19 protein-coding genes and 3 tRNA genes are annotated in these 23,468 nt (G+C 34.2%); 8 read left to right on the top strand and 14 right to left on the bottom strand.

The window, feature by feature from the left end; genetic code table 11:
* Window positions 1–765 precede the first annotated feature (765 nt).
* Window positions 766–838 (bottom strand) — tRNA-Gly (locus DFQ06_RS18085).
* 50 nt (window positions 839–888) lie between these two features.
* Window positions 889–1,314: a GNAT family N-acetyltransferase gene (locus tag DFQ06_RS18080; RefSeq protein ID WP_042499249.1), complete on the bottom strand. Its 426-nt coding sequence runs from the start codon at window positions 1,312–1,314 to the stop codon at window positions 889–891.
* A gap of 44 nt (window positions 1,315–1,358) precedes the next feature.
* On the opposite strand from DFQ06_RS18080, the gene DFQ06_RS18075 reads away from it, so the two are divergent.
* Both DFQ06_RS18075 and DFQ06_RS18070 read left to right on the top strand, forming a co-directional pair.
* Complete coding sequence (locus tag DFQ06_RS18075; protein ID WP_042499247.1) at window positions 1,359–1,820, top strand: GNAT family N-acetyltransferase; 462 nt, start codon at window positions 1,359–1,361, stop codon at window positions 1,818–1,820.
* A gap of 73 nt (window positions 1,821–1,893) precedes the next feature.
* A complete protein-coding gene (locus DFQ06_RS18070) occupies window positions 1,894–2,661 on the top strand; it encodes a M48 family metalloprotease (protein WP_133969247.1) in 768 nt (255 codons plus the stop codon).
* 79 nt (window positions 2,662–2,740) lie between these two features.
* Here the strand turns inward: DFQ06_RS18070 and porV are convergent, their stop codons facing one another.
* Together porV and porU are read right to left on the bottom strand one after the other, a co-directional pair.
* Complete coding sequence (porV, locus tag DFQ06_RS18065) at window positions 2,741–3,985, bottom strand: type IX secretion system outer membrane channel protein PorV (RefSeq protein ID WP_042505150.1); 1,245 nt, start codon at window positions 3,983–3,985, stop codon at window positions 2,741–2,743.
* 31 nt (window positions 3,986–4,016) lie between these two features.
* Window positions 4,017–7,895 (bottom strand): type IX secretion system sortase PorU, encoded by a 3,879-nt coding sequence (porU, locus tag DFQ06_RS18060; RefSeq protein WP_133969245.1) that lies wholly within the window; start codon window positions 7,893–7,895, stop codon window positions 4,017–4,019.
* A 272-nt stretch (window positions 7,896–8,167) separates the two neighbouring features.
* On the opposite strand from porU, the gene gldJ reads away from it, so the two are divergent.
* Window positions 8,168–9,832, top strand: a complete 1,665-nt coding sequence (gldJ, locus tag DFQ06_RS18055) for a gliding motility lipoprotein GldJ (protein WP_174564436.1) — start codon at window positions 8,168–8,170, stop codon at window positions 9,830–9,832.
* 83 nt (window positions 9,833–9,915) lie between these two features.
* Window positions 9,916–11,184, top strand: a complete 1,269-nt coding sequence (locus DFQ06_RS18050) for a UDP-N-acetylmuramoyl-tripeptide--D-alanyl-D-alanine ligase (protein WP_133969243.1) — start codon at window positions 9,916–9,918, stop codon at window positions 11,182–11,184.
* A gap of 139 nt (window positions 11,185–11,323) precedes the next feature.
* Here the strand turns inward: DFQ06_RS18050 and DFQ06_RS18045 are convergent, their stop codons facing one another.
* The 10 genes from DFQ06_RS18045 to DFQ06_RS18000 all read right to left on the bottom strand — a co-directional run bounded on the left by DFQ06_RS18045 (window position 11,324) and on the right by DFQ06_RS18000 (window position 19,822).
* Window positions 11,324–12,094 carry a LuxR C-terminal-related transcriptional regulator gene (locus DFQ06_RS18045; RefSeq protein ID WP_042499245.1) on the bottom strand — a complete coding sequence of 257 codons (771 nt, stop codon included), beginning with the start codon at window positions 12,092–12,094 and terminating at the stop codon, window positions 11,324–11,326.
* 112 nt (window positions 12,095–12,206) lie between these two features.
* Window positions 12,207–12,281 (bottom strand) — tRNA-Val (locus DFQ06_RS18040).
* Between the two features lie 69 nt (window positions 12,282–12,350).
* A tRNA-Val gene (locus DFQ06_RS18035) sits at window positions 12,351–12,425 on the bottom strand.
* A gap of 65 nt (window positions 12,426–12,490) precedes the next feature.
* On the bottom strand, window positions 12,491–13,708 hold the full coding sequence (locus DFQ06_RS18030; RefSeq protein WP_133969241.1) for a bifunctional folylpolyglutamate synthase/dihydrofolate synthase: 1,218 nt from the start codon (window positions 13,706–13,708) through the stop codon (window positions 12,491–12,493).
* 3 nt (window positions 13,709–13,711) lie between these two features.
* Window positions 13,712–14,602, bottom strand: a complete 891-nt coding sequence (locus DFQ06_RS18025) for an energy transducer TonB (RefSeq protein WP_074939077.1) — start codon at window positions 14,600–14,602, stop codon at window positions 13,712–13,714.
* A 27-nt stretch (window positions 14,603–14,629) separates the two neighbouring features.
* Window positions 14,630–15,022, bottom strand: coding sequence for an ExbD/TolR family protein (locus DFQ06_RS18020; RefSeq protein ID WP_042499243.1), 393 nt, complete (start codon window positions 15,020–15,022; stop codon window positions 14,630–14,632).
* A 1-nt stretch (window position 15,023) separates the two neighbouring features.
* Window positions 15,024–15,725, bottom strand: a complete 702-nt coding sequence (locus DFQ06_RS18015) for a MotA/TolQ/ExbB proton channel family protein (RefSeq protein WP_081959214.1) — start codon at window positions 15,723–15,725, stop codon at window positions 15,024–15,026.
* A 176-nt stretch (window positions 15,726–15,901) separates the two neighbouring features.
* Window positions 15,902–17,338 (bottom strand): sodium:proton antiporter NhaD, encoded by a 1,437-nt coding sequence (gene nhaD, locus DFQ06_RS18010; protein WP_133969239.1) that lies wholly within the window; start codon window positions 17,336–17,338, stop codon window positions 15,902–15,904.
* Window positions 17,339–17,363: 25 nt separating this feature from the next.
* The gene (locus DFQ06_RS18005) at window positions 17,364–18,590 is read right to left on the bottom strand and encodes a Glu/Leu/Phe/Val dehydrogenase dimerization domain-containing protein (RefSeq protein WP_042505154.1); all 1,227 of its coding nucleotides are present in this window, start codon (window positions 18,588–18,590) and stop codon (window positions 17,364–17,366) included.
* A gap of 176 nt (window positions 18,591–18,766) precedes the next feature.
* Complete coding sequence (locus tag DFQ06_RS18000) at window positions 18,767–19,822, bottom strand: anhydro-N-acetylmuramic acid kinase (protein WP_042505155.1); 1,056 nt, start codon at window positions 19,820–19,822, stop codon at window positions 18,767–18,769.
* Window positions 19,823–19,918: 96 nt separating this feature from the next.
* On the opposite strand from DFQ06_RS18000, the gene DFQ06_RS17995 reads away from it, so the two are divergent.
* From DFQ06_RS17995 to DFQ06_RS17980, 4 genes are all read left to right on the top strand, one after another.
* Window positions 19,919–21,061, top strand: coding sequence for an acyl-CoA dehydrogenase (locus DFQ06_RS17995; RefSeq protein WP_042505156.1), 1,143 nt, complete (start codon window positions 19,919–19,921; stop codon window positions 21,059–21,061).
* Window positions 21,062–21,194: 133 nt separating this feature from the next.
* Window positions 21,195–21,530, top strand: coding sequence for an arsenosugar biosynthesis-associated peroxidase-like protein (locus DFQ06_RS17990; RefSeq protein ID WP_042505157.1), 336 nt, complete (start codon window positions 21,195–21,197; stop codon window positions 21,528–21,530).
* Between the two features lie 172 nt (window positions 21,531–21,702).
* The gene (gene arsS, locus DFQ06_RS17985) at window positions 21,703–22,758 is read left to right on the top strand and encodes an arsenosugar biosynthesis radical SAM (seleno)protein ArsS (RefSeq protein WP_133969237.1); all 1,056 of its coding nucleotides are present in this window, start codon (window positions 21,703–21,705) and stop codon (window positions 22,756–22,758) included.
* Window positions 22,759–22,761: 3 nt separating this feature from the next.
* Window positions 22,762–23,451, top strand: coding sequence for a TIGR04282 family arsenosugar biosynthesis glycosyltransferase (locus DFQ06_RS17980; RefSeq protein WP_074939068.1), 690 nt, complete (start codon window positions 22,762–22,764; stop codon window positions 23,449–23,451).
* Window positions 23,452–23,468: the final 17 nt, after the last annotated feature.

The following is a 23,468-nucleotide window of genomic DNA, read 5'->3' as shown; positions in this document are numbered from 1 at the left end:
ACTAAACAATATACTTATGAACTTTATAGCTAATTACGTTGCCGTTTTTAGCGGCTGCAAACTTACAACCTTTTCTGAAACTCACAATGTTTTTTAATTCTTTTTTTAAAAGTTTTTTACAACTTTTAAAATCTTAATCAATCAACCTGTTTATGAACGTTACGCCTTTAAAGTTTTACCTTTTTTAGCGGGGTGCAAATATAGATCCCTTTTTGGTTCTGGCAACCTTTTTATTAATGTTTTTTTCAAGTTTATTTCTATTCTCGCTTAATAAGCTTATTTTAAATGAATTGACTCTATATTAATTTTAAATTTCATTAAGCAACGTCTTTTCTATATTTGTATTTCTTAGGATTTGCACTAATTACAACGGACAACACCCGCGTAAAGGATTAATGCGGCATCCTTTTTTTTAAGAATGATTAGACATATAGTATACCAAATAATCTAATACTTATTTATTTAAACAAACCAATTGTAATGGTAACAAAAAAAAAAAAAAAAAAAAGATATAGCGGAAAGCCCGACCTATTAATGTGCAACAAAGGCACATTAATGGGATACACTCAAATTCTCTTTTAACTATTAATGATAAAATAAGCTCTCGATATATACTATAATAAGGTAATTATAATATTAAGATTTTTGCTACCAAGTAGATTTAACCACCAGTTGGTAAACTAACATAACTAAAACATGTGAATTCTATATTTAAGAGGAAAGTATGGAAAACAAAAAAGCTTCATATTTCTATGAAGCTTTTAGAGCGAGAGACCGGGTTCGAACCGGCGACATTCAGCTTGGAAGGCTGACGCTCTACCAACTGAGCTACTCTCGCATTTCCGGGTGCAAATATACACACAATATACTTATCTATCAAAATAAAATTTACATTTTTTTCAAAAAATGATAGCCTAAAATTTTAAATCCTTCATTAAAATAAAATTTATGCGAGCCATGATTTGATACATAGGTATTTAGCTCTACAGCCTCGCATCCTTTATTTTTTACGTAATTGTAAATCCATTCAAAAAATTGTGCTCCAAAACGTTGTCCTCTATACTTTTCATCTATAAAAACATGATCTACCTCGACACTCCTACCTGAATAATGACGGGTGCAAAACCATAACCCGCAAACACCAATAAGTTCATTATCTTTAAAAAGAGCCGCGCATTCATAATTTTGCATAAACATTTCAAGAAAACGTTCTCGTAAAACAACATCGTCAACTTGGTTATTGTTTAATTTTTGAACTAAAGGAATTATTAAGTCTATATATTGTTGATCAATAATTTTAAATACAATAGCCATTCTTTTTTTTAGTGAAGATAAATATTTTAATTAAGTTTGATTTTATGAAAAAACAAAATTATACCGTAAAGCAAATACAAGCAGTTGACGCGTATACCATACGACATCCTGTTTTAAGGAAGGGCAAACCCATAGAATCTTGCATCTTTGATGGTGATGATTTAGAAACAACCTTACATTTTGGTATTTATAATACTGAAGAACTTATTGGAGTCTGTTCTTTACTAAAAAACAATAACCCGAAGTTCTCAGAATTGAATCAATATCAACTCCGAGGTATGGCTATTTTACAACATCAACAAGGTTTAGGGATTGGCCACATATTATTAAAGTATTGCGATACTATATTAAAGGAAGAAAAAACAAATCTGATTTGGTGTAATGCTCGAGAGGTTGCTGTTAATTTTTATAAAAGGAATGGATACCGTGTTATTGGCCACTCCTTTAACATAAAAGGTATTGGACCACATTATGTAATGAAAAAGCAATTGAATCTAAGTGACTGATGAGTAAAAAGAGTGTCTAACCTATATAATTCATTTTTTTTGTAATTTCACAACTACCAAAACACCAACCACCATGAGAGGAAAAAATCTAAAAGTAAGACTATTAATAGGTGCCGCAATCGCATTGTTTTTTGTTTTTAAACGATGCAGCCAACGTGAAGAAAACCCATACACGGGTAGAACTCAAACTATCTCGATGAATGCCAATGAAGAAATTGCCATTGGTTTACAAAGCGCCCCACAAATAGCACAGCAACACGGTGGTTTACATGAAAACAATCAATATCAAGCTTTGGTAGATAATGTTGGAAACAAATTAGTAAATAATAGTATTGCAAGAGAAACACCTTATAAGTACGAATTTCATTTACTCGCCGACCCAAACACAATTAACGCATTTGCTCTTCCGGGTGGTCAAATATTTATTACATACGCTTTGTTTTCTCAATTGGAGAATGAAGATCAGCTAGCTGGTGTTTTAGGTCATGAGGTTGGTCACGTTCTTGGGCGCCATAGTGCCGAACGTATTGCCGAGAGTGAATATTGGCAGGGCTTAACCACTGCCGGATCTGTGGGTGCAGACATGGGAGGCTTAGTTAGTGGTATTGGACAAAACACATTACTTACAAATGGGCGTGATGATGAACTTGAAAGTGATGAATTAGGTGTCCGCTTTATGCTAAAAGCAGGTTACAATCCTGAAGAAATGATTGGCGTTATGGAAATATTGAAAGCTGCTGCGGGACCAAATCGTGTTCCAGAGTTTAAAAGCACACATCCTGATCCAGATAATAGAATTGAAAAAATTAGAGAAGCTATTGAAAAATATAAAGGTTTATAAATATAGAAATGACTTAGACTAAAACAAAAAAAAGACTGCTTTTAGAGCAGTCTTTTTTTTGTTTTGATTTGTTTATATTTTAGTATTCGCGGTATTCACCAGCACCTATATTAAATGTTAATGAAAAACGTAACGTATTTTCTAAAGGACTCTGAACTTTAGAAGCTGAGAATAGGTAAGATAAATCTATATTTACCACATTGGCCTTAAATCCTGCTCCTAGAGCAAAAAACTTTCTAGCTCCTTTTTCTTCACTTTCGTTAAAGTACCCTGTTCTGAATGCAAAAGAATCTTGATATACATATTCAGCTCCTAATGAATATGTAAACTCTTTAATTTCCTCACTAAATCCACCTGGTGCATCTCCAAAAGATTGAAACATACCTGCTAAAAAACCAACATCTTGAGATTGCCCTTCATAAATAACATTATTTGTTTCGCTTATTAGAACATCTCCATCATCTTCATCATAAGTTCCATTATCATTATTGTCTTCAAAAACAATTTCTGTTCCTAACTTTGGCGGTGTTGGCACTAATAATTTGGCAACTTCTGCTGTTACTGCTATTTTATTATAATCGTCGAATATAAAATCAAAACCTGCTCCTAAACGCAAGTTAGTAGGTTGAAAATTTTCTACCCCACCTTCCTCGTAAGAGAATTTAGGACCAATATTTTGAATAGCAAATCCCATTCTCCATCTTCCATTAAAATCAGTATAAGCTTCTTCTTCACTTTGATAAAAACCTGAAATATCTACCCCAAACGTACTTGCCGCTGTAGCATCACCACCTAAACCACTTAGCTTTAAATCGGATCTCATGTAACGCATAGCAACCGACATAGCAAACTCTGGAGATAAACGTAAAGCATATGATGCATCTAAAGTAAACTCATTGGGTCTTTGTATTAAAGCATTCACAAATTCGTTTTCACGGAATTCAATATCTCCCAAAGAGAAATATTTTAAACTGGCTGCAAAAGCACTACGATCATCAATGCGATTAAAATATGTTAAGTTTCCTAAAAAAATATCGTTAACTAACTTACTTAAGTATGGCGTATAACTAACACCTACTCCAGATTTAGTTTCTGAAAAAGCATACTTTGCAGGATTCCATTGTTGAGAAAAAGCATCTACAGAAGTTGCAACCCCCATATCTCCCATAGCTGCCGCGCGAGCATCTGAAGTAATTAATAAAAAAGGAACGCCTGTTGTAATAACTCTAGAATCTCTTTCGTTTGGAATAATTACTGTAGTTTCTTGAGCATTCATTTTTACAACAAAAACGAATGATAATAATAAGAGTACTTTAGTTTTCATGAATTAATATTTAGTTGCAATATATATTTTTTTATAGAATTACTAGCTTTTCAATTTTTTCTACCGTTTTATTTAAAAGGTTAGAATGGACTTTTAATTTGTAAATATAAACACCTTTACCAATTTTATCGCCAAAATCGTCACGACCATCCCAAACAATGTCTCTAGATAGCGAACTTGTAACATTAAAACCGGTAGCTGTTTGTCCGTTTAATGTTCTAACCAATTTTCCAGAAACAGTGAATATCTGTATAGAAACGTCTAAAGGGTCGGAACTATTGTGATTGAACCAAAATTCTGTATAATTTACAAACGGATTTGGGTAATTCAATACATTATTAATAACCAAAGCCTCATCTTTATCATAAACAATAAACTGAATCTCTGATACAGCAGAATTATTATACACATCCCAAGCTTTGAGTGTTAATGTGTGCAAACCGGGTTCTAAATCCCTAAACGGATAACTCAAAATTCCCGTTTTATAATCGTCTACACCGGTTTGGTAATAATCGTTAAGCACAACTGGATTTGTTTCATCCCCATCGAGTATGGCAACAATATCGTGACCAACACCACTCGCTGTATTTATACCATTTTCATCTTCCATTATAGCCAATAACGTTGGCGACTCGTTGGTAATACCACCCGATACAAAGTTTTCATCATTCATATATAAAGAAATAACCGGCCCTGTATTATCTACCGGAGCATCTTCATTCAAACCTCCTATTTTAACTGTACCAATACTTGCTCCAGCTTGATTACTTTCTAAGGCCTCATCTTTAGAGTAGAAACTAACCTTACCTACTCCAACAGGAATCCCAACATCTTTTGGCACAATAAAATCGAATTCAAATTCACCATTTTTAACAGATGCTTGTCCTCTAAAAATGATTTCGCCCAACGTTGAAAAATCTAATTTTACAAGTTCACCATTAAGTCTTGTTCCATCATTTGCTAAAGTTTGCCGCTCAATATTTTTATCATAAATAGTTGTAGATACTGTACCATTATAGTTACTTAATAAATTACCAGATAAATCGGTTACTTCACCAGCCATTTTTACATAACTTAAAGCTTTTAATGTATCGGTTACTTGCGCTAAAGGCACATCGTTAATTTTGGTCAAGTTTATATTAGGTTCTGCAAAAGCAAGTTTCATGGCCGGATCACCTATAAAAAAGACTAAACGTCTTTGACTTGAATTAGATATTGCAGGATTATTTTTTGTTAGCCTTAACGCTTCGGCCATAGAAGGATATTCGTTATCCTGAAAAGTATCATCATCTGAATACGAAAACAAATATTGACCTAAATTATTATTAAAATTAATAGCGAAGGACACAAAGATTTGTCGAGTGGTAGATATTAATCCAATGGCGCCAGAATCTTCATTCCAGTAAGTTACTTCACCAGCTGTTTCTTTATAAGGGTTATCAAACTTAGTATACTCACAAGTTACAGTTACAAAACAATTGAGTTTTCCGAAGTTACGAAACTCCTTAATTTCTTCTTGAAACAACAAATGCTCTTGTGCAAGCCCGTTCTCTCCACCGTGTCCAAAATAATTTACAACCAAAGCACCTTTATCGATAGCATCGATAATTTCTGAAGTTACACGAGGATACCTATCTCCTCCTGCTGTTGTTTCCTGTTGAAAAGCATCGGAGTGAATTTTTATAACATTCAAAAATGGTTTTTCTTCAGTAATTAAATTCCCAATATTATCTGTGGTTTGCTGCAATACGCCTTCCCAATCCAAATCTACATCATCCGAAATTACTACCACATTATTTCGCCAGGTACCCAAAGCTTCCTTTATATAGTAGGATTCTATTTTATCGACCATTTGATTTGCACGTTCTGGTGTGTCGGCAAGAATTCGACCAACGGCAATATCTAATTTATCACTGGAAATCATTGTTCCTTCGTTATCATCCATCATTCCGTAGAAATCATCCGAAACAAAAGAATTTGTTAAATTCAAACTTTCATAAGAATACCAAGAAGGCATAACATTCGTATTATTCGGTATACGATCTTTATAATCGAAAGATCCATCGCCGAATAAACATAGATATTTGATTCTATTTTCGGGTGTGCTGGCATTATCATAAACATACTTTACCAAATTTCTAATAGCCCCAATATCTTGATTTCCGGTACTGAATTCATTATAAATTTCGGTTAACCCTAAAACTTTTACAATCAAACCATATTGATCTGTGTTAATTTGAGCTAAGCGATTGGCCTGACTTAACATATTATCTGGTGCAACAATAATATAATCTATATCTTGAAACTCATTTTGATTGTTTAAAAATATAGTTCCTTTTATATTTTGGTTGGCTAAAGTTGTTTTTCCGTCAAATTTAGGTTCATAATAATCCGAAGGTGTAACGGCAACATAGTCTTTTAACACTCCTAAATTAGAAGTGAACGTAAAATTATCTTCAGCCGCACTATTTTCAACATTAGTAATATTATAAATATCGGTAACATCCCAAACTTCGGAAATTTCAGAAGCATTTTCGATGGTATATCTACCAACACCAGAAGCGGATTCTACAGCTTTATTTTTAAAATAAAACTGAGATTTTATAAATTTTAATGCCCTAGTAGCTTCAATAGAAATATAATCTAAATATCCGAGCGCACTAGGATCTCCTTGATTGTTATAACTCAATTTAACATCGACTTCTGCAGAACTCACAGAAGTATTAGTGATATAAAACCTATCATTACCAAGTGTTGGATCGTCTGCTCCTGGTAAAACTAACGTTGACAACTCATTCCCGTTAACAGCTATAGCCATTGAAGTAGACTCTGATGAAATTGTTGCAACGTAGACCTTTAAAGTTATTGGTGTTGATGTTATAATTTCCGGAAACTCAAATTTAAAGTTTTGTTCCGCTTCCACATCAAAACGCTCACCAAACCAACGACGGCCGAGTAAAGCAATATTTTCATTATCATACTCATGATATTGATAATCCTGAAACGTATTGATTTCTAAATCTACCGAACCCGTTGGTTGTGTAAATTGAGAAATACGCTTTCCGTTACCAGAACCGGTATTAATATAATAATAGGTCTTATCAGTATAGCAATTAATGTTGGTATTGCTTTCCTCGTTAAACTGCTTTGGGCCTTGCCCGTAAAATAAAATATAATCGGAATCATTAAAAACACCATCTTCTTCCCCTACAAACTTTACAGCATTCTCTGCTACATCAAAGGGATAATCTTCACTATTAGAAAAAGGAATCATACGTCCGCCATTTCCAAAAACTCTAATAGCTCGGGGATCTACACTGTTTACATTAACACCTAAGCGCTTTAAAAACGATTTTGATAATTTAAAAACACCTGTTGTATCAATATAAAACCGAAACCATTCCCCTTTATCCAAAACAGAATTCGAAATCGCTTTTGTTCCTAAAGCTTTATTTAAACCGGCACTTCTTCTGGATGTTCCGTTTGAATAATTAACTTGAAATTGCGTAACTTTTTTATAGATTCCATTATCATATATAATAGGAGATAACTTTAACATTGCATATTGCTTACCTCTTGCAATAGAGTTTTTTAAAGTATAAGACAACTTTTTTGGAATTTTATTAACTGGTAAGTCTTTTAATTCTGCTAAAGATATATTCGTATAACTCACTTTCGATATTGCAACAGATTCTTCATTAACAGAAGAAGCAACTTCCCATTGAGAAACAAACTGAAGTCCTAATTCAAAATCGAAATCACACACCTCTTCATTAAAATAAGGAATTTCTAAACTATAAGAACTTCCAGAAATGGTTTGAGATGCCTGCCAATTGAGAGTAAACGTCTTTTGCTGGGCAAATGCAGTAATAGATATTAGTAATATAAATAGGAATAAATTCTTTTTCATCGTTAAAATAACGTCTTTAGCTTTGAGTTAGTATTAAAAACGCAATAATTTCTAAAACATCATCAAAAATACAATAATAAATTAGCAAAACATTCGTTTATACAACACAATCGAACAAAAAGAGGCCCTGAATACACCTCAAAACATCGATGTAACGCTTAAAAAACAGGACAAAACACCTCTTTTTTTGGTTAAAATGTAAAAAATAGCTTGTTGTGTAAGGTTTAATTCTTATATTGCAGCACCAAAATATTATTAGCTTACTTAAAAGTATGAATATGAAAAAAGTAGTGACAATCAAGGTTTTATTAATTGTAGCACTAGCAGTAGTGTCTACAAGTTGTAAAAAATCTTCGAGTTCTAAAAATAGCTCTAGAGCAACTGGATGGAACATTAACGATAGAGAAGGTGGTTTTCAGTATAATACAGATTTTAAAGAACAGGAAACATCTCCAGGACTTGTATTTGTTGAAGGTGGTACATTTACTAAAGGTCGTGTGCAAGACGATGTTATGCACGACTGGAACAACAGCCCTAACCAACAACATGTTATGTCCTTTTACATGGATGAAACAGAGGTTACAAATGCTATGTATTTAGAATACTTAGATTATTTAAAACGTTATTACCCTCCTTCTGAGGAAAACTTTAAAGCGATCTATAACGGAGCTTTACCAGACACATTAGTTTGGAGAAACCGTTTAGGATACAATGAAGTTATGACGGAGAATTACCTGCGTCACCCAGCTTATGGAGAATATCCTGTAGTTGGTGTTAGCTGGATTCAGGCTGTAGAGTTTTCTAACTGGAGAACAGACCGTGTTAACGAATTAAACTTAAGCAAAGCAGGATACCGTGAAATAAACCACACTGATATTGATCCTGATAATGCATTTAACACAAACAGATACACTATCGATCCTAGTTCTATGGATACAGGCGAACCTGTTGACTCTAGAAGAAATAGAAATATTACTGTAGATGCAGAAGGAAACGAATCTGGCATTTACGCAAGTAGAGAAACAGGTGTTCTTGCTCCAAAGTATAGACTACCAACCGAAGTAGAATGGGAATATGCTGCTTTAGGTTTAAGTGAAATTAGAAGCTACAACCTTTATAGAGGTCGTAAAAAATACCCATGGGACGGACAGTACACACGTTCTGGTAAAAGAAAAATTAGAGGTGACCAAATGGCTAACTTCAAACAAGGTAAAGGTGATTACGGTGGAATTGCTGGATGGTCTGATGATGGTGCCGATATTACAAACGCAGTAAAATCTTATGCTCCAAATGATTTTGGTTTATATGATATGGCTGGTAATGTAGCTGAATGGGTTGCCGATGTTTACAGACCTATTATTGATGATGAATTTAATGACTTTAATTACTACCGTGGAAACGTTTACACTAAAAACGCTATTAATGAAGATGGTTCTGTAAAAGTAATTACTTCGGATGAAATTGTTTATGATACTTTATCTAACGGAAAAATTATTGCTAGAAATTTACCTGGTGAAATTATGCAAGTTCCTGTTGATGAAAATGAAACGTTCCAAAGAACAAATTTTGATAAAAGTAACGAGATAAACTTTAGAGATGGAGACAAGCGTTCTTCAAGAAAGTTCGAAAGCTTCGGTGACGAAGATGAAGACTCTGGAAAATCTAGTGCAATGTATAACTCTCCTAAACATAATATCTCTAGAGATTCTTTAGGAAACATTGTTAGAGAATACGATAAATCAAACAACAGAACATCTTTAATTAACGACGAAGTTCGTGTTTACAAAGGTGGTTCTTGGAAAGACAGAGAATATTGGTTAGATCCTGCGCAACGTCGATACTTCCCGCAAGATATGGCAACAGACTATATTGGTTTTAGATGTGCAATGTCTCGTGTTGGCTCTAAAAGTAAAGGAGGAAACAAAACGAAAAACTAAAACAAGCATTCGTTAATAAATATAAAAAGTCCTAGCATTATGTTAGGACTTTTTTTTATACATTTATTTTAAAATTTTAAGTTTTGAAAATAGAACAATTACATAGCCTTTTCTTAGAATGTGGTAGCGTATCAACAGATACTAGAAAAATTAAAAATAACGACATGTTCTTTGCTTTAAAAGGAGAAAATTTCAATGGTAATACTTATGCCGAAAAAGCCTTAAAGGCCGGAGCTAAATATTCTATTGTTGATGAAGTGAAATACCAAACTTCAGATAGCACCATTTTGGTAGCTAATGTTCTAGAAACTTTACAAACGCTAGCAACCTTCCATAGGTCGTACTTAAAAACACCAATTTTAGCCTTAACAGGAAGCAATGGAAAAACAACCACAAAAGAACTCATTAATTGCGTCCTGTCTCAAAACTTTAAAACAACAGCAACCATTGGCAATTTAAACAACCACATTGGTGTACCCCTTACGCTTCTATCAATGACCCAAAACACTGAAATTGGCATCGTAGAAATGGGAGCGAATCATCAAAAAGAAATTGAATTTTTGTGTAAGATAGCCAAGCCAGACTTTGGATACATCACCAATTTTGGAAAAGCACATTTAGAAGGCTTCGGAAGTGCTGAAGGCGTAATTAAAGGTAAAAGTGAAATGTACGATTTTCTAATAGCCAATGATAAAATGATTTTCGTTAATTCTAATGACAACGTACAAGTAGATAAAACAGAAAACGCTAAGCGTTTCACCTTCGGAAATAAAAATTCGGATGTAAATATTAATTTTAAAAAGGCTCAACCATTTGTTATTTCTAAATTTAAAGAAGAAGAGATTAAAAGCCAATTAATAGGTGATTACAACTTCAATAACATAGCAGCTGCAATTACTATAGGTGAATATTTTAAAGTTGCTATTTCCAAAATTAAAAAAGCTATCGAGAGCTATACACCTACTAATAACCGTTCTCAAATTATAGAAAAAGATAGTAATAAAATTATACTCGATGCATATAACGCAAACCCCACAAGTATGCATGCTGCTCTTTTAAATTTTGAAAAACAAGACAGCAATAAAATAGCTGTTTTAGGCGATATGTTTGAACTGGGTACAGAAGCCGTAATTGAACATCAAAACATTGCGGATTTAGCCATATCATTAAATATAGAACAAATTATTCTAGTAGGCGAAAACTTTTATAACGTAAATGTTAAATCTAATCGATTAAAAAAGTATAGATCTTTTGCCGATTTAGAAGCTGTATTCCATATTTCAAAAATAGAACATTCTATTATTTTAATTAAGGGTTCTAGAGGCATGGCCTTAGAGCGACTTTTAAATTAAAAACAAAAAAAGTGCCTGATATAAAACCAAGCACCTTCTGTTTAAATAATTCTCCCTAAGAACTAATTAATAGCACTGTAAAGGTCATGTTTTTATGCAATCTGCGCAATACTCAAATTGAGTATTTTTGTTTTTTTTATTACAATAAGCTTCTATTAATTTTAAGCATACCGATTAACTCTCCAGTAGAGGATATATTTAGTTTTTTTAAAATATTCCTTCGATGTGTATCCACCGTATTAGAACTTATATTGAGACTAACTCCAATCTCTTTACTCGTTTTATTTAAAACAAGAAGTCTAATAATATCCCGCTCCCTATTACTAATACCGCCTTTTAGTAATTTATGAGAAAAGTTACTAAAATACACCGTTTCATACTCATCGTTACAATTCAATAACTTAGCAGACGCGCAAACTTGCATCTCCATTTCACCTGGTAAAACCGTATAATGTGCCAAACCTATTATAGGTTTACTATCACTATCAAACTCTAATGGCGTTGTAGTCTGTATTAAATTTACATATTCTTCTTTAGCATTCTTTAAACGATAATTCCAAGTATAACTCATACGCTCTCTATTACCTAAGGAAATCTCAGTTAGCGTAAAATTCATTAATTCATTTAATGCTTGTAGCCATTGTTCCAAATCATCAGGATGCATTCTAGCCCAAAAATTACGCATACCACGAGCTTTTAAATCAGCTTTATCCAAACCCAAACAAGCCGTCATATTTTTACTAATATATTCAAAAGTTAAATCTTGAGTATTAGTAACACAGAAAAAGGTAGAACTATAAGGCAAGTAAGTATCCAACTCAATAAATTTCTCTATATGCTTTTTGAGAGAAGGATTATCGTGAGATTTAAAGATTTCTTTATAAGTATCTTTAATATTAAATCTATTCATGAGAGTGGATTGATTATCCTAAAATAGTAAAAATATTACACTCTTAAAGAATTTACGTAAATATTTGACATAAAAAAAAACCTAAGATATTCATCTTAGGTTTAAATTTCTGTGGGCGCGAAGGGATTCGAACCCCTGACCCCTTGGGTGTAAACCAAGTGCTCTGAACCAACTGAGCTACGCGCCCTAACAATTACAAAGAGTAAACTCCTTTTTTACATATAAAAAAAGCCTAAGAGCTATCTTAAACTTAATGTGGGCGCGAAGGGATTCGAACCCCTGACCCCTTGGGTGTAAACCAAGTGCTCTGAACCAACTGAGCTACGCGCCCTAATTATTAGGAGGTGCAAAGATACACTACTTTTTGACTTTACAAAGACTTTTTTTGAAAAAAATTCAAATTATTTCTGCTACTACAAAAGTACTTCCTCCTATAAAAATAAAATCATCGATGTTTGCTTTTTCCTTTGCTTCTTTATAAGCCTCATCTACTGATTTATAACTCTCTCCAATTAAATTATACTTACTGAAAAACATCTTTAATTCCTCTGCATCTAGTCCACGAGATATATCTGGTTTGCAGAAATAATAAGTTGCTTTTTTTGGTAATAAATCTATTATGGATATTAAATCTTTATCATTTACAACTCCGAATACAATATGTAGGTGATTATAAACTTCTTTAGAAAGCTGTTTCATTACATACGTTAATCCCTCACGGTTATGACCTGTATCACAAACCACCTTAGGCTCATGATTTAAAACCTGCCAACGACCTAATAAACCGGTATTTTCTATAACGTTTGATAAACCTTTCTTTATATTGCTCAAAGAAATATTATAGCTTTTCTGTTGAAGAATTTTAATCGCGGCTACAACCGTTTGAATATTTTTAACTTGATAATCTCCCTTTAAATCAGAAGCGTAATTATTAGGTACTTGTTGATCTGCAAAAGTAATATCAGCATTATTATTAGTTGCTAGATCTATAAAAACAGATTTAGTTTCTTCTTGAGTCTCCCCTATTATAACAGGTACATTATGCTTTATAATACCGCCTTTTTCAAAAGCTATAGAGTCCAAGCTGTTACCTAAAAACTGTGTGTGATCTAACCCAATATTTGTAATTACTGAAACCTCTGGTGTAATAATATTTGTAGAATCTAATCGGCCACCCAAACCTACTTCAATAACAGCGACATCTACTTTTTCTTCAGAGAAATATTCGAATGCCATACCAACAGTCATTTCAAAAAACGATAATTGATTAGCCTCAAAAAACGATTTATTACGCTCAATAAAGCCTGTTACAAATGTTTCACTTACTTCTTTACCGTTTATTTTAATACGCTCTCTAAAATCTTTTAAATGAGGCGAAGTATACAACCCCACCTTATAACCTGCCTCTTGTAAAACAGAAGCTAACATATGACTAGAAGAACCTTTTCCGTTGGTACCTGCTACGTGTATGGTTTTAAAATTTCGGTGTGGATAATTTAAATGATTTATAAGTAAAACTGTGTTACTCAAATCGACTTTATATGCCGATTTACCCTGCCTCTGATACATTGGCAGTTGAGAAAACATCCAATCTAAAGTATCGCTATATGTCATGTTTTATTGCCCCAATTTGAAGTTTACTTTTACAAAACCTATTTGTTTTGCTGGTGCTTTAGAATCTGCAGGCCATCTATGAGAAAGCGCTATTTTTTTTGCTGGTTCTAATAAACATTGTGCCGTATTAGTAGTTCCTTTTACTCCTGGCTCAGCTTCTATAACTTGTCCACTTTGGTTTACAATGATTTTCACAATCACTAACCCTGACTCATTACAATCTTGTTTCACCGTATTGAAAGATGCTCGACCACGCCCATTAAGACCGTAACCAACACCACCACTTCCTGATCCAGACCCGAAGTAACTTGGTGCATATGGATTACCATCTAACTGACCTTTATCACCAGCCTTATTATCATCTCCTTCTCCTCCAGATTCTGTTCCTTCAGATTTACTAACACCTCCAATTAAAGCATCTAATTTTCTTTTCTTTTCTTCCTGTTCGCGTTTTTCTTTAGCAACTCGTTCAGCTTCCGCTTTAGCGATAGCTTCAGCTTTCTTTTTAGCATCTGCTTTGGCTTTCGCCTCGGCCTGTGCTTTAGCTTTTTCAGCTGCTTTTTGTTTTTTTATAGCAATCTCTTCCGCATTATCTGCTGTTAAAACCTCTTCTTTTGTTTCTGCTGGTTTTGCAGCTTCTGCTTGCTCAGGAACCGCTTCCGGTTCTGGCTCAGGAAGTTCTTCAACTTCACGCGGTTCAGATTTTATAGGTGCTTTAGGTTGCACGTCTCCCTTACCAAAATCTGTAGTTCCAAAATTTACAGCAACGCCGTATTCTTCAGGTGGATCCATATACGGAGGCCCCACAACAAAGAGTAGCAACAAAATAATAACCATTATCAAAGTGGTTATTTTTGCTGAATCTTTTTCATGTTTGGTTTTGAAATATTTCATAGTAAACGCAGTACCTAATTTAAGTCATTAGTTAGGCTGAACAGCCAAAATAACTTTAAACTTATTTCTATTCGCTATATCCATAACCTTCACCACATGCTCTACTGGTACAGATTTCTCTGCTCGTAAAACAATGGTTGGTTGCTCTTTTTTAGATAAAGCCGCAATTAACTCAGATTCTAGCACGCTTTCGCCTACCCTACTTTGATCTATATAGTAAGTTAAATCTTTTTTAATACTAACTGCTATCGACTTTTTATTCTCGGTTTTACCACTCGCTTTTGGTAGTAAAATATCAATTGCGTTGGTGGTTACCAAGGTGGAAGCAATCATAAAAAAGATAAGTAGCAGAAATACAATATCCGTCATAGACGACATATTAAACTCCGGCGTAACTTTATTTCTTCCTCTAAAATTCATATTAAGAAGGTTCGTTTAAATGGTCTAAAAACTCTAAGGAATTTGCTTCCATTTGATATACTACTTTATCAGTTTTAACCACTAAATGGTTATAAGTAATATAAGCAACAATACCTACAATTAAACCAGCAACCGTAGTTGTCATGGCTGTGTAAAGTCCGCTAGCCAAAACATCCATTTGAATACTTCCTCCAGCATTTGCAAGTTCAAAAATCGCCAAGATCATACCAACAACAGTTCCTAAGAAACCAATCATTGGTGCAGCACCAGAAATAGTTGCTAATACACTTACGTTTTTCTCAAGGCCATAAATTTCTAAACGTCCCGCATTTTCAATTGCCGTATTAATATCAGCTAAAGGTTTTCCTATTCTTGAAATCCCTTTTCCTATTAAACGAGAAACCGGAGAATTCACTTGTGTACAAAGTGCTTGTGCCGATTCTATTTTACCATTACTTACATGATCTTTTATTTGATTCATAAAGTTAGCATCGACTTGCGATGCTGCTTTAATAGCAAACAAACGTTCGAAATAAATATAAATGGCAGCTACTAATAATAAAAATAGAATAGCAATAATAATTTGCCCGGCGAAACCACCGCTACTAATTAATTCTATTATCGAGAGCGTTTTTTCAACTGGTTCTCCCTCTGTTAATACCTCTGCACCGTCTGGTACGTTTTGTAATATTGTGTTTAGCATATAATCTTAATTTATTGCAACTTTATAACGTCTATTTTGATATTAAATTATAGTCGTCCTAATACTATTTTAAACAAAGTGCAAAAACCTCCGCACTTTGTTTAAAAATCTATCATATAGACGACACTATAATCAACATGTGTGCCACTTTTCCGCGCAAGCGAAATAACTATATATTAAAATAAAGTTCTTGTAAACATAAAGGCTACAGCTCCTACTAAGAAACCTATTAAGGCTAACCAAGCAATCTTTTTAAGGTACCAGAAAAAATCAATTTTCTCCATTCCCATTGCTACTACACCTGCTGCAGAACCAATAATTAACATACTACCACCTGTTCCTGCTGAATAGGCAATAAAATGCCAAAGTTCATTATCCATTGGTTCATGAAACATACCCAAACTAGCCGCTACTAATGGCACGTTATCGATAACCGCAGAACCTACACCTAATAATAATACTACTAAATCGGAAACACCTTCGTGTCCACCTGGGTGAATTTCTGTTCCTAACATTGGCATAGAATCTTGTAAAGATCCAGCAAAATTGAATAAGATACCTAAAGACTCTAAAGCGGCAACAGCCATTAAAATACCTAAGAAGAATAAAATACTTGGTAATTCAATTTTAGATAATGAATGGTGAACTGGGCTATGGTGTGCAGCAGCTTCGCTCTCTTCAGAATCATGATCCGTCATGCTAAACTTAGCATTACTATATATTTCAGCAAAAATTGCAACAACTGCTAAAGATAACATCATACCAACATAAGGAGGTAAGTGTGTAACCATTTTAAAAATTGGAACAAATACAATAGCACCTAAACCTAAGTAAAGCATTTTACCACTAAATTTAGATTTTGGTTTCTCTACAACTTCTTCTACATCTAAATCTCCTCTAAACGCTGGTAAAAATGATGCGATAAACGTTGGAACTGCCATACATAAAAATGATGGTAATAATAGATAACCTACTAAATGCCCTGTTGATACTTTTTTACCAATCCATAACATAGTAGTTGTTACATCTCCAATAGGAGACCAAGCACCTCCAGCATTAGCTGCAATAATAATTAAACCTGCATACCAAATACGTACACTTCTATCTTTAACAATTTTTTGAAGAATTGAAATTAAAACAATAGTAGCAGTTAAGTTATCAATAATTGCAGATAAAATGAATGCTAGAATGGCAAAAATCCAAAGGATTTTACTTTTCTTCTTTGTTTTGATAAAATCTTTAATAGTTGAAAAACCATCGAAATAATCAATAATTTCAACAATTGTCATCGCCCCTAAAAGGAAAACCAAAATCTCACAAGTTTTACCTAAGTGGTGCAACAACGTGTTTTCCATTAAACTCATTTTACCAGAAGTCACCACATGGCCACTTTCATCTAAAACATCATTTAAAGGTAAACCTCCAAAATTTTCCATTAAGCTATGGTTAGCAGAATCGAACCACTGAGTAAATCCATCTAGCCCTAAAGCAATTAAAGCCCAACAAATAGCCATCATGACTAAGGCCGGTATTAATTTATCTATTTTGATACTATGCTCCATCGTTATGGCTAAATAGCCAAAAACAAATACTAAAATAATTGCTGCTTCCATATTAAATATTAAAATTGATTTTCTTTTAGATTAATTGACTTAACGCAAGCTCGAAAGCCGTAGCGCTTATTTCTGTTTTAGATTTATTTTTTAAATATACTTTTTCTATCGCTTCTCTAATTTTATCAGAGGTATCATTAAAAATAGCCTCATCTGTCATTTGTACGCGGCGTTCCATAAAATAAGCAAACACTCTTGCCATACCGCAGTTAGAAATAAAATCGGGTATTAAACTTACGCGACTATCGGTGTGCTCCATAATGGAACCGAAAAATATTTCTTTATCTGCAAAAGGAACATTAGCCCCACAAGAAATCACCTCCAACCCACTATTTATCATCTCATCAATTTGATTTTGAGTGATTAATCGTGATGCTGCACAAGGTGCGAATATCTCAGTTTGTAACTTCCAAATGTCTTGGTTTATCGTCTCGAAAGGTATTAAATTCTCGGCCTCTAGGGTGTTCCCTGTTTTGGCTAAAAACAACTTTGTTATCTCTTCAAAAGTAAAACCTTCTTCATTAATTAAACCACCTGCAATATCGATAATTCCAACCACTTTTGCACCCATTTGAGACAAATAAAATGCAGCTGCTGCTCCAACATTCCCAAACCCCTGAATTACAGCACGTTTTCCTTTTACAGATCCACCGTAAATAGTGTAGTATTGTTTTACAGCTTCGGCAACGCCAAAACCAGTAATCATGTCGGCTATGGTATATTTTCTTGAAACACTTGGTGAAAAATCGGGATTTTCAATAACCTTTATTACCCCCTGTCTTAATTGTCCTATTCTATTTATTTTATCAGCTTCCGTAGGTTTAAAGTGTCCGTTAAAAACACCTTCTTGCGGATGCCAAACACCACTTTGCTCGGTTATTGGAATAACTTCATGTATTTCATCTACATTTAAATCGCCTCCAGTTCCGTAATAACTTTTAAGCAAAGGAGAAACCACAGCGTACCAACGCTCTAAAACACCTTTTTTTCTTGGATCTTTTGGATCGAAATTAATTCCCGATTTGGCTCCGCCAATTGCAGGACCAGAAACGGTAAATTTAATCTCCATGGTTTTTGCCAAAGACAATACCTCGTTCATATCCAACCCTTTCCTCATTCGTGTTCCCCCACCGGCTGCTCCACCTCGCAATGAGTTTATTACAACCCAACCTTCTGCTTCGGTTTCAGAGTCTTTCCAGTTAAATACTATTTCAGGTGCTTTATCTTCGTACTTTTTTAGTAATGCTTTCATTAATTTGTATGTTTTAAAATTTCAATAAATTATATTCTTTTTAGCTTACGCTCTACGAGTAGTTCTTCGATATCTGTAGCTAAAGTTGATTCATTTTATGTAAAATTTTAAATTATTAATGACAAGTAACAAATATAAAAAAACTAGAAATCTTGTGAGATTAAATTTTCGTTATTTTATGAATAAATTCTCCCCGAACTATGGTTTTTTGATGCTCCTGTAACCGATTGTAAGCAATTCACTTCATTCCGAAGTTTTAATATACCTAGAAAACCAAAAATTAACGCCTCTTTAAACTCCACTAAATCGGCATTCGGAATAATAATTTCGGCTCCAATATTAGATTTAATTTTCGAAATAATATAATCGTTATAAGCACCACCACCCGTCACCAAAACTCTTGCTCCAGACTTTATTACATTCGATATTTGTTCTGCGATATGGTCAGAACATGTACGCAAAATATCTTTTTCACTAGCTTGAGATGCTTCAGTTAAAGGGAGTACATTTTTATTAACCCATTCTAAGCCTAAAGATTTTGGAGGAGTTTCTTTATAAAACTCTAAATGATTAAGCTGATTACCCAAATCGGACATATAATTACCCGATGCTGCAATTTTTCCGCCATCGTCATAATTAAAACCTAGTTTTTGAGCATATATATTAAGCACAATATTAACCGGACAAATATCATAAGCGATACGTTCCGTTTTTATTTGGGTAGAAATATTAGCAAAACCACCAAGGTTTAAGCAAAAATCGTATTCAGGAAACAATAATTGATCCCCAATAGGCACTAAAGGAGCACCTTGCCCACCAAGCTCAACATCCTCCACTCTAAAATCGCAAACCACCTTTTCGTTTATAAGTTTTGCCAAAATAGGTTTATTTCCTATTTGATAGGTTAATTTATTTTCGGGTCTATGTAAAGCCGTGTGTCCGTGAGAACAAACTGCATCAATATTTTTAATATTATTTTTTGAGATAAAGGTTTTTATAACCTCAGCCAATAAAACAGTATAATCGCCATCAATTAACTTCAAAGTTTCTAAAGAGCAATCCACCAAGCCTTTCAACTTCGTGTGCCAAGCCTGAGAATAACTAATTGTTTCGGCACAAATAATTTCAAAATGCCATGTACCATTAAAAACAAATTTGGCTTCAACTAAATCTATGCCATCAAGAGATGTTCCGGACATTACGCCGACAACATGATATTCTTTTTTTTCCATCGGATGTAAAAATAACAATACCCATTGAAATATTCACACTAAAAACCTATATTTGAAAACATTTTTTACATTTTTAACACCTTTTAATTACGAATTATGGATTTTAAACTCTCAGAAGAACATATTATGATACGCGACGCTGCTCGCGATTTTGCTCAAACCGAATTACTTCCTGGCGTAATTGAACGCGACAACAAACAAGAATTCCCGCAATCTCTCGTTAAAAAAATGGGTGAATTAGGCTTTTTAGGCATTATGGTAGATCCAAAATACGGTGGAAGCGGTATGGATGCCATTTCGTATGTGTTAATTATGGAAGAACTATCTAAAATAGACGCCTCGGCCTCTGTAATAGTTTCCGTAAATAACTCTTTAGTTTGTTACGGCCTAGAAGCTTATGGTAGTGAAGAACAAAAACAAAAATACTTAACAAAACTAGCTACAGGTGAATTTGTAGGCGCTTTTTGCCTGAGTGAGCCCGAAGCTGGCAGTGATGCCACATCGCAAGCAACAACAGCTATAGATCATGGTGATCATTATATAATTAACGGTACAAAAAACTGGATTACAAACGGCGGTCGTGCCGATGTATATATAGTAATAGCACAAACCGATCGCGACAAAGGCTCGCATGGTATAAACGCTTTTATAGTTGAAAAAGGTACGGAAGGTTTCCATGTTGGACCAAAAGAAGATAAGCTTGGTATTCGCGGTAGCGACACGCATACACTTCAATTTAACGATGTGAAAGTCTCTAAAGAAAACCGTATTGGTGTTAATGGTTCTGGTTTCCGTTTTGCCATGAAAACGCTTTCTGGCGGACGAATTGGCATTGCTGCACAAGCCTTAGGTATCGCTTCTGGTGCTTATGAACTTGCATTAAAATACTCCAAACAACGTAAAGCATTTGGTACCGAAATTTGCAACCACCAAGCCATAGCATTCAAATTAGCAGATATGTATACCGATATTGAAGCGGCACGTATGCTTGTTATGAAAGCTGCTTGGGATAAAGACCAAGGCCTTAATTACGATAAATCTAGTGCCATGGCAAAACTATACGCTAGTAAAGTCGCTATGGAACACACCGTAGAAGCTGTACAAATACACGGTGGCAACGGTTTTGTAAAAGATTATCACGTAGAACGCTTAATGCGTGATGCCAAAATAACACAGATTTACGAAGGCACTTCAGAAATACAAAAAATCGTTATTTCTAGAAGCTTGATTAAGGAATAACAACACCTTACTACATTATAAAATCACTAATTATAAAAAAAGGCTCAAAATATTTGAGTCTTTTTTTGTTAAGAATCACGAAAGTCCTCGACAATTACAAATAGATTTCATTATTTCGTAAAAAAATAAAATCATGTCAAAAACATATTACGACCCAGCCGATTTAAGAAAATTTGGAAAAATCACCGAATGGAGCAAAGATTTAGGCGAGAAATTTTTTGAGTATTACGGAAAAGTTTTCGAAGAAGGCGCGTTAACAGCTCGTGAAAAATCACTTATCGCGCTTGCCGTTGCTCACACCGAGCAATGTCCATATTGTATAGACGCTTACACAAAAGATGGCTTGCAACGTGGCGTAACTAAAGAAGAAATGATGGAAGCTATACACGTAGGCGCAGCCATAAAAAGTGGTGCAACACTAGTGCACGGCGTACAAATGATGAATAAAGTAAACAAATTAGACGGATAGAAATTTTTGGGCGTTACCCGAAAAGGGTCGGGCTTTCGGCAGTCGCTTTTTTGTGTTGCATAAGCGCAACAACACAAAAAGAGCTTCAACAAATACCTCAATCCCTAACGCACCCATCCGCCAAGTACTGTTTTCACAAAGCAAACAGTATCTTAATTTATAAAAACTATTAATGGCAACAAAGTCTCTAAAAAAACGCGAAAGCGACTTAGCAAATAGCAATAGGCAACTCGATATTTTATCGAATGGTATTTTCAAAAATGGAGAATTACCAACCTTTAAAGATAAAATTTCCGAAACCGGCCAATTTCCGCTTAAAGCGAAAAAATTAGAAATTCTACAAATAAATGTAGGCTACATGTGTAACCAAGTTTGCGATCACTGCCATGTAGATGCCGGTCCAGATCGTAAAGAAATCATGACGCGTGATACCATGCGAGAGTGTTTAGAGGTTATTAAAAACACCGGTGCACACACTTTAGATTTAACGGGTGGCGCTCCAGAAATGAATCCTGATTTTCGATGGTTTGTAGAAGAAGCTGCAAAAGCAGGCATTAAAGATTTTATTGTGCGCTCTAACCTAACCATAATTAGAGCCAACAAAAAATACTACGATTTACCAGAATTCTTTAAAAAACATAATGTACACGTGGTGAGCTCTATGCCTCATTGGACACGTGGAAAAACAGACAAACAACGTGGCGATGGTGTTTTCGATAAATCGATTAGAGCACTACAAGATTTAAACGCTATTGGTTATGGTATGCCAAGCAGTGATTTACGTTTAGATTTAGTTTACAATCCGTCGGGAGCCTTTTTACCAGGCGATCAAGCTTCAATGGAAAAAGATTTCAAAAAAGCTTTAAAAGAAGATTTCGATATTGATTTTCATAATTTATTTGCAATTACAAATTTACCAATCGCAAGGTTTTTAGATTACCTTATTGCTTCGGAAAATTATGAAGATTATATGTATTCTTTAGTAGAAGCTTATAATCCATCTGCTGTAGAAAACGTAATGTGTACCAATACATTATCTGTAAGTTGGGATGGTTATTTATTTGATTGCGATTTTAATCAAATGCTTAATTTACCCGTAAATAGCAAAGCAAAACACATTAGCGAATACAATGAAGAACTTTTAGAAGGCAGAAACATTGTAATTTCTCAACATTGTTACGGGTGTACCGCAGGTGCAGGAAGTAGCTGCCAAGGCGTTGTTGCATAACCAATGAAAAACCATAAAGTAGCCATATTAATTTTTGCGAACTCTGCTGAAAAGGAGATGGTATCAAAACCATTATCCTCAACAAGCGGTTTGTTTGAAGCGTTAAACCTTCAAACTATAAACATTGCAAAAAAAACAGGCTTACCTTATTTTCATCTAAGCGAAAACCAACAAGTTGGAGCAAATTTTGGCGAACGTTTTACAAACGCCATTCAATCTATTTACAACAAAGGGTACCAGGCCATTATTACTATTGGGAATGATACGCCACATTTAACTGCAAAACATATTTTAAAAACTGCCGAGAAGCTAAAACATAATCATGTTGTTTTAGGTCCTTCTACAGATGGTGGTTTTTATTTAATGGGCTTAAAAAAGCAACTGTTTAACAAAGACGCTTTTTTAAATTTACCTTGGCAAACAACTAGTTTAAATAGAAGCATATCGAAAGCTTTAGCTTCCAACAACACCAAAATTCATTATTTAGAAGTATTAACAGATATTGATAATGCTTCCGATATAGAACGTGTTTTAAATAGCTTCAAAAGCATTTCGGCTGCTATTAAATCTATTTTACTTCAGTCTATTTCAATTTCAACTAAACTAATAGCTTACCATATTTCAGCCTTTAATAACTTCATCTTAAAAAGGCAACACAACAAGGGCTCCCCCGCTCTACTTCATTTACAATAAATCTTATTATTCTTTTA

Source organism: Algibacter lectus (assembly GCF_004368925.1).
Classification (GTDB): Bacteria; Bacteroidota; Bacteroidia; order Flavobacteriales; family Flavobacteriaceae; genus Algibacter; species Algibacter lectus.
The sequence above is the reverse complement of the archived record's forward strand: the minus strand, read 5'-3'. Positions and strand labels throughout refer to the sequence as shown.